At 55.2% G+C, this 7,922-nt stretch carries 4 protein-coding genes; all 4 read left to right on the top strand.

The genetic code is table 11. The features are described from left to right. Positions 1–182 precede the first annotated feature (182 nt). The 4 genes from C7459_RS10120 (at position 183) to C7459_RS10105 (ending at position 7,921) form a co-directional block, all read left to right on the top strand. Positions 183–1,457 (top strand): CpaE/TadZ family protein, encoded by a 1,275-nt coding sequence (locus C7459_RS10120; RefSeq protein WP_109688853.1) that lies wholly within the window; start codon positions 183–185, stop codon positions 1,455–1,457. Positions 1,458–1,471: 14 nt separating this feature from the next. Further along, positions 1,472–5,527 carry a type VII secretion protein EccCa gene (gene eccCa, locus C7459_RS10115; protein WP_109688851.1) on the top strand — a complete coding sequence of 1,352 codons (4,056 nt, stop codon included), beginning with the start codon at positions 1,472–1,474 and terminating at the stop codon, positions 5,525–5,527. A 119-nt stretch (positions 5,528–5,646) separates the two neighbouring features. Beyond that, a complete protein-coding gene (locus tag C7459_RS10110; protein WP_109688849.1) occupies positions 5,647–7,158 on the top strand; it encodes an alpha/beta hydrolase in 1,512 nt (503 codons plus the stop codon). Further along, a complete protein-coding gene (locus C7459_RS10105; RefSeq protein ID WP_109688847.1) occupies positions 7,145–7,921 on the top strand; it encodes a hypothetical protein in 777 nt (258 codons plus the stop codon). The genes C7459_RS10110 and C7459_RS10105 overlap by 14 nt, the downstream gene beginning before the upstream one ends. The last annotated feature ends 1 nt before the right edge of the window (position 7,922 follow it).

Below are 7,922 nucleotides of genomic sequence, written 5' to 3'. Positions count from 1 at the left end.
CGTTTGACCTTTCTTCGCCATAAAAAAGACACCCCCTAAAATAGATTACCATTGAGGGGTCTTTTCTCAATGTCTATTTTAAGGGGTGCACATCACGTGTGGCGCGAGCTCTTTTTATCAAACTGGGTGCTAGATTTGGTATAATAAAACGTAATTGGTAATTAGATTAAGGGGATATCATGATGAGAATCTTAACTGCTTTCGGTTCTACGGTGCTGAGCCAGAAGCTGCAATCCTTCCTCCCGTACCCCGTCATCCAGTGGAGCGACAACCTCCAGTCGGAGGTGGAGTTGCAGGGTCATCTACAGGCTGGGCGCTGTGACATCCTGATCCTCGACCCGACGCTGCGTTGGTCGCAGGAAGCCAACGAGTTGGCACGCCGTCACGGTGCAGATGTGCTGTTGTTCCACGGCGACCTGCGCGACACCGCGAACCAGATCGTCCGCCGGATCGCCCCGCTCCTCGAAGCTTCAGAAGAACCGCTTCAACCGGTTCGCCCGACGCCGCCGGAAGCGGAGGAGTACGACGGACCTGTCCGCATCATTGAGCGAGAGAAGATCGTCGAAGTCGAAAAAATCATCGAAAAGGAACGCATCGTCGAGCGCCAAGTCAGAGTCGCGGTGCCCGTGCATTCCTACGTTTCGATGCAGAGCAAAGTCTGCATGTTCCTCAACCTCACCCCGCGTGCGGGGGCGACATTTGTCACCACGACGCTCGCCACCGCCGTTGCCAACCGCAACTTGCATTGCACGCTGGTCGAGCATCCGGGCAACCGCCCGACACTGTACGATCATCTGAACGTAGCAGACCTCATGCCAAACTACCGACCGCCCTTCCATGTGCTCGAATACGGCGCGCTGAAAAAAGAAGCTCAGTTGCTTTACGAAGGCATCGCGATGTACCTCAACCATCCACAACTGCCCAACGGCGATGTATCTGCCGAGGAGATCACGAAGCTCGTGTATGAACTGCGGCACTCGCCGTTCATTTTTTACGATGCCTCGTTTGCGCAGGAGGGATTTGACGCTGACATCTTTGACGAGTTTGATCATGTGTTTCTCGTCGTCGACCCAGAACCGGTGTTGCTTCAGCGCATCATGCCGCCGACAGACGGTGCTCCGCCGACGGAAGAGTACCTGCTGGTACGCGACCTGCTCCGTCTGGAGGAGGAGGGTAAACTGCGGTTGCACATCGTCGTCAACCGCGACAACGCAGGCGTCGACCAACGCTTGCTCCTGCAATGCTTGCCGAAAAAACCGCTCGCCCACATCCCCGCGCTCTCCACGAAGCAGTTGTACAAAGCCGCGTGGGAAGCTCGCCTGATCGAAGTCGATGACGAGTTGGATGGTTCGCTGATGCCGATCCTCGAACTGCTGGTGCCGGAGAACTTTCTGCGCACAGGTGTGGAGGAGGAGCGGACCGGCAAGGGTTTGTTTGGCCGGTTGTTCAAGAAGTGAGACAGGAGGACCCCATGAACGGTATTCAGTATTATAGACCAGCACGAACCTATCCCGAACCGTTGCCTACAGGCGAAGTGAAAATCGTCGCGCCACCTCCGCTCCAAGCACCGAGCAAAGGCGGTCTGATCATTGCGCTGATCACCGCCGGTCTCACGATCATCGCCGCGTACATCATGTCCACGCTCTACCACAACCCGATTATGGCGTTCGCGGCGAGCATCATGGCGGCGATCTCCGTGATCACCGCCATCGTACAGATCGTCATGCAGAAAAACAACCGCCTGTCCCAACAGCGCTCTGTGAAGAAGAAGTACATCCAATACCTTGATGAGCAAGATGACAAGCTGGAAAAACTGGTGCTCAGTCAGAAAAAATACTATGACACGCTGTTCCCAGAACCGCAACAACTGCTCGGCTTCGTTCAGAAGCGCGAGCGCATCTGGGAGCGCAACCGCAGTGACGAGGACTTTCTAACCGTCGCGATGGGGCGCGGCCCGGTGCCGCTGTCCAGCAAGCCGAAGCTGGAGATGGACGACAACCCGTTTATCGAATATGACAAGAATTTGATCTACCGGGGCAAGACGCTGGTCTCCAAGTACGAGGTGCTAGAACAGGGACCGATCGACCTCCCGCTCAAGCAGCTCGGGTCGCTCGCCGTGCGCGGCAAACGCCACATGATCCAAGAGCTGACCCGGGCGATGCTGGCCCAGATCGCCGTGTTCCACGCGCCAGAGGATGTGCAGATGCTCGTCTACTTCACCAAGGAAGTCGAGCCGCAATGGCAGTGGTTCAAATGGCTCCCGCACGGTCGCCGTCCGCGTTCTAGCAAAAAGTTGGCAGGTGGCATCCCGCTCTGTTACATGGCCCAGAACGCGATGGAGTTTCACCAGATGTTCAACGAGGCGGTGTTGCCACGCATCCTCGCGGTGAAAAAAGCCCGTGAGGAACGCAAGAACCAGCAACAGACCCCCGCTGCGTTGCCACATCAATTGCTCATCCTCGACGGCATCGACATCAACACGTTGATTTCACAGTCCACGGAGTTGAGTGAATTGTTCAGCTCAGCGACGGAGGCGGGCATCACGATCATCTCGCTGGTCGACGGGCGGTACTCGATCCCGCAGGCATTCGCTTCGCGGATTCAGATGGGCGACGCGGGCGAGTTTACTTTTGAAGAGATGGCGTTCAGTGGAAGGCGCGTGGAGGGCAAGCAGGCGGAACGCCTCGACCTCGCCACCAGCGATGAGATCGCTCGCGGTCTCGCACCGTTTGTGCAAAGTGAAAAAGCTTCGCAGATTTCGCTCGCCGACACGGTCAAGATGACCGACCTGCTCCAGATCCGTTCAGCCGCACATATCGACCCGGCAACTTCGTGGCAAGCGAAACCGCGTGAACGGGTCCTGCGTGCTCCGATCGGTTTGCGCGTGGACGGCCAGCCGGTCATCGTCGACTTGAAGGAAGCCGCAGATGGCGGGATGGGCGTACACGGTCTCGTGATCGGGGCGACCGGTTCTGGGAAGTCTGAACTGTTGCGCTCGTTGGTTGTCGGTCTCGCCGTTGACAATGACGCGGAGATGCTGAACTTTATTTTTGTCGACTTCAAGGGCGGGGCGGCATTTGCCGATTTGTCGCACTTGCCGCATTCGGCGGGGATGATCACCAACCTCGAAGGTGACAACTCGATGATCGACCGCTTCTATCAGTCGCTGATGGGGGAGATGGATCGCCGTCAGCGCCGGTTGCGTGAAGCCGGGAATCTCGACAACGTGAAGCAGTATCAGAACAAGCGCGCGACGAATCCTTTTCTGGAACCGTTGCCGTACTTGGTCGTCGTCATCGACGAATTCGGTGAATTGCTCGCCGCCCAACCGGAGTTTACCGACCTGTTCGTGAAGATCGGTCGGATCGGGCGAAGCATCGGGATACACCTCCTGTTCGCCACTCAGCGCTTGGAGGAAGGCCGCCTGAAAGGGCTGGAGACGCATCTGCGCTACCGGATCTGCTTGCGGACGTTCTCGGAAGCGGAGTCCAAGGCGGTCATCGGCACGCCGGACGCTTTTTACCTGCCGTCCTATCCGGGCGTCGGCTATTTCAAAGTCGATACCCACATCTACGACCTGTTCAAAACGGCATCCGTCTCCGGGCCGTATACGCCGATCAGCGACCGGCCCGAGCTGGCGGTACAGATCGGGGAGTTTAACACCAGCGGTCGAGTGGTTGATTTCCAATTGCCTGGTCTGGATGAAGTGGCAGCCACCAAGCAAGTGACGAAGCGCGGCGACGACCGAACCGAGATGGAAGTGATCATTCAAGGTCTGGTCGATCACGCCAAGCATTTGCAGCAGGAAGTCCACCAAGTCTGGGTAGAGCCGCTCAACCGCAATTTGACGCTCGACGGGGTGTTCAAGCCGCAGGAGTTCCTTGAGAGGCTGTTCAACACCGGCAACTATCCGTACTTCAACGGGCAGGAGTGGCCGACGCGCCCTGTGCGCACGCTGTTGAAAGTCCCGGTCGGGGTGCTCGATCTGCCGTTGCAACAACGTCAGGAGCCGCTGATCCTCGACTTCCTCGGCAACGAAGGTCACCTCGCGATCGTCGGGGCGCCACAGAGTGGGAAATCGACGCTGTTGCGCACGATCATCACCTCGTTCCTCGCCACGCACAAACCGTCTGATGCGCAGTTCTACGCGATCGATCTCGGCGGCGGTCTGCTCCGTCCGCTGGAAGCGGCACCGCATGTCGGAACTGTCTACGGCAAAAGCGACAAGGACAAGTTCCCGATCATGATCCGTCAGATACACACGTTGATCGACGAGCGGGAGCAGTTCTTCCGCCAACACGGCATCGACACGATGCAGACGTTCCGCGAACGCCGTGCTGCGGGTGAGTACCAAGATCAGCCAGGTGACGTGTTCCTCGTGATCGATGACCTCGCGCAGTTGCAAAGCGAGTTTTTCGAACTCGTGGACAATGAGGTCACGGAATTGGTCACCACCGGTTTGAACTACGGCATCCACGTGATCGTCACGGCCAATCGCTGGGCCGATCTGCGGATGAAGATCCGCGATAACATTACAGGTCGACTTGAACTGCGCCTGAACGAGCCGAACGACTCCGAAGTCAACCGCGCCGCGCAGAAAGTCATGCCGCGCGACATCGCAGGCCGTGGTGTGGTGCGCGAGGGTTTTTACTTCCAAGTCGCCCAACCGCTCCTCGATGTCACCGGTATCGACCCGTCCGAATCCCTCCCGAAAGCGCTCGATGCCTTCGTGCAAGCGACTCGAGAGGCGTGGACAGGTGCGAAAGTCCAACCAGTCCGCATCCTGCCGCTGCAACTGCGCACTACAGACCTCGAACCGCAACGCCTGCTCGGAGCAGGGGTTCCGCTGGGGATCGAAGAATCGCGCCTCGACGTGGTGTCATTTGACCCGATGGGCAATGAGCCGCACTTCATGCTGTATGGGGATGGGGAGTCTGGCAAGACGACGTTCCTGCGCCAGTTCATGCGCGGGATGATGGCGCACTACAGCCCGGAGCAGGTGCAATTCATCGTCATCGACTTCCGCCGGATGCTGTACGAGTTCGTGAACGATGCGCAGACCAAGCCGTATGTGAAGCACTATGCGTGGTCAGGGCAGATGCTCAACGATCCGGTGTATGCCTTGCGTGGGGAACTTGACCCGCGCATCCAACAAGCGGCGAGTTCGCCCGATCCGAAAGCGGGCTGGACAGGGCCGCACTATTTCCTGATCCTTGACGATTACGACATGGTCTCGGCGGCGATGGGCAACCCGATCACCGGTTTGGCCGACTACCTCCTGCAAGCGCGTGACATCGGTTTCCACACGGTGCTGGCCCGCCGTGTCGGCGGTTCGTCGCGCAGCTTCGACCAGTTCCCGCAACGATTGAAAGAGATGAGCGCACCAGGCATCATCCTCGCTGGCGATCCCAACGAAGGTATGATCCTCGGGAACCAACGTGCCGCGCTGTTACCGCCTGGGCGGGGCTACCTCGTGCGAAGGAATCAAAAGGTGCGGCAAGTGCAACTGTTTATGGAAGAGGAATAAGCAAGAGAACCTTTCGCCACTTCGGGTGAAAGGTTCTCTTTTTTAGGATAGGAAATCTTGTAAAACAGTTGTTACTCACTTATTATTGAGGTACTTAATTGTGACAGAAGGTGTTGGATATGAGTAAGTTGACGGGTGACCACGAAGCGGTACGAAGATTGGCGAGCCTTTTGACCCACAAGGCGGAGGATGTACGGAATCAATTCATGAGGGTGATGGAGCGAAGTACCCGTGAACTTACAAGCGGTCCAGATGGTTGGGAAGGGCGAGCGGCCGGAGCCTACGTGTCGGCGAATGAAGCGGTGCGGCAGTATCTGGATCGGATGGCGAACGTTTTTCACCAAGCCGCGTCGACGCTCTACATCTTGGCTGATCGCATCCACGCTTTGCAAGCGATGCGGGATCGCGCTCGTCAATGGCAAGAGGAAGCGTGGGAGATGCAGCGGCATATTCATGACAAACCAGGTAGTCACCCACAAGTTCCAACGCATAACATCCAAGCTCTTTGGAATGAGATCAATATGTGCGAGCAGCAGTATGATGGGGAAGCGAAGCGGGAGTTTAAGAGTTTGATGGACCAGTTACCAAAAATGGGGACTCTGATGGGTGAAGTTCAACATCAACTATTCGTGGGTGATGCGATCTTTACCAAATCACATGTACCGCTACCTGTCTCCTTGTATGGAGTAGCAGGACGTCAAGGAATCGACCGTGTTGAATTCCTGAATGACAGCATTCGTCAGAACCAGCTCGTTTACGAATATTACAAGGCTCATCCTCAAGCAACAGGTCCGAACGGTGAAAGTGCCAAGGAAATGATGCACCAGGCACACGTCTTGCAAGAAAACGCGAGAAGGCAAGGTGGAACCGAGGGTGTCCCGATTGTATTCATGCACGGTTTGGAGGGAAGCGAGGAAACTTTCAAGACCATGGTTGACTACTTTGGCGGTGCTACTATGGTGTACACTTGGAATTCGTCAGGCGAAATAGATGGAAAAAAAGGGGATAATCGCTCCACATCACACCCAGTCGTGCAGTATGTGTTTGAAAAAGGGGCGATGAAGTTTGAGGATCAAACGGAAGCCTTCTCGAAGATCACAACTCAACTACAGGGTGACTTTTCCACAAACTATATGATCGTTGTCGGACATAGCATGGGCGGGATCGTTACGACGAAGTATATTGAGGACACGGGAGGTATAGGTGTCACCAAGTTTGTCACAATGGGCTCGCCAATCACCGGTTCAAAGGTGGACCAAACCGTACATGAAAAGCTGTTAACGACACCTCCTCTCTACGCGTTGGTACGCGGGATTGAAGTTTTCCTCCCGGCAGTGGATGAGTTACGAGCAGGCTCCAAGCCGATTCAAGACATGTATGACAATCGTGGCCAGTTCAACCCCAATACAGAGGTACTGTCTGTTGCTGGTCTAAAATACGGAGTGAAGCTAGGGGACTCTGTGGTCACAGAAGACAGTGCATTTGCTTTGAAGGAATTTGCTAGGGCGGGTAACTATACAGGAGTCATGCATCCCGAGGATGATCATTCTGGCTTGCATGAAGATCCGATGGCGATACAAGACGTATTAAATTTCATTCTCTACGGGGAGAAACCTCATGCCAAGCCCTAAAACGATGATCTGGAGCAATGTCGCTTGTCTGGTTGGCGCATTTTTTATGAGTTACCTAACCCTGTTGCTGTATCCGGAACTGCTGTCACAGAGCGGGTTGGTCGGTGTTATGGTCGGATTCGGTTGCTATACAGCCTACGCGATCTTCCTCGCCTTTTTCTGTTACTCTGCGTTGAAGCTCGTACCGTCTATGCAACAGATGTTACCAACTGTTGTGCTCGCTTTTTTGATCCCGATTGGGATGTATGTTGTCGAGGAAAGTCTCCCTTCGGCGTACTCGCTTCGGATCTTTAGTCGGTTTTATGAAATAGCAGATTATAAGGCGGAAATCAGGCATCTTATACCTGGTTATCGTGTTGGCCTATTTCATGCAAATGATGGTGCGACATCTGAAGAATTTGAGGCGAGTCTCCCTGAGGGGTTCTATGCGATCCATGTGGAATACGATCTCGATGCGCCCCCAGGAGAGTACGCCTATTTATTGAAGCCTTCATTCTTCCGAGGGGCTGAGCAATATATCGGATATTATGAGCACGATACCAAAAAGCTCTCTCCGCTCCTCTCTTTCAATCAGCTTTGGGACCAAGCTGTCTTGGTGGGTAAAGTCCCTGATGTTCGCATTAGGCGAGATCATGCGAGCTTCAATCACCCTGACCACTCCATTCGGTTCTACACACTAACCGTTCCTACAAAGTCGTATGTCATCCACTGGCGGGTAAACAATCAGAGAGTGGAAATCACGAGCGTAGATGTCAAAGACTAGA

The sequence above is a fragment of the Tumebacillus permanentifrigoris genome (assembly GCF_003148565.1).
Classification (GTDB): domain Bacteria; phylum Bacillota; class Bacilli; order Tumebacillales; family Tumebacillaceae; genus Tumebacillus; species Tumebacillus permanentifrigoris.
Note: the sequence above shows the minus strand (reverse complement) of the source record. Positions and strands in the feature narration are given on the sequence as shown.